We start from the raw sequence: 513 nt of genomic DNA, 5'->3' as shown, positions 1-513 counted from the left end.
TGTTGAAACACTCATATGAAGCAATTTTGCACTTTCACGGTCTGTTAAAAGAATATCATTTTCTGTCATTCTAAAATCCTTTCTATCAAAAAATGGTAACAAATCATAACTATTTATTAACCACATTTTGGTTCCTTTTTGAAGGTATTTTATTTATAGAAAACAATATTTTATCATATAATTTCTGATGTGATATTTTATGAGTCTTATTGAGAGCGAATGAGAGAGAAGAGAGAGAAAGTTATCCACAGATAATGGGGTTATTCACCCCATATTTTAGGTTTGACCCGTGACATAAGCCGCCCATTTATCCATATAGACACGGCGCTGTTCTAGATAGTCAGTACGACGATAGGAGCGCTCTACTTGCCCTCCTACTGTATGACTTAGAATAGTTTCAGCGACCTCATAGGGGGCATCGGTTGTTTCAGCAAGCCAATCGCGTAAACTAGAGCGAAAACCATGCGGGCAGGCTTCAAGTTTATTGTCTCTCATATATTGAGCCATACACTT

The 513-nt window shown here is 37.0% G+C and carries 2 pseudogenes; both read right to left on the bottom strand.

Going from position 1 to position 513, the window contains the following annotated elements:
• A pseudogene (locus ACFIMA_RS10020) lies at positions 1-69 on the bottom strand (DNA-binding protein); the annotation flags it as partial.
• Positions 70-276: 207 nt separating this feature from the next.
• Positions 277-513, bottom strand: a pseudogene (locus tag ACFIMA_RS10015) (integrase); the annotation flags it as partial.

It is taken from the genome of Bartonella sp. AP88HLJMH (assembly GCF_042195605.1).
Taxonomy (GTDB): Bacteria; Pseudomonadota; Alphaproteobacteria; order Rhizobiales; family Rhizobiaceae; genus Bartonella.
This window is presented reverse-complemented; position numbering and strand designations above follow the sequence as displayed.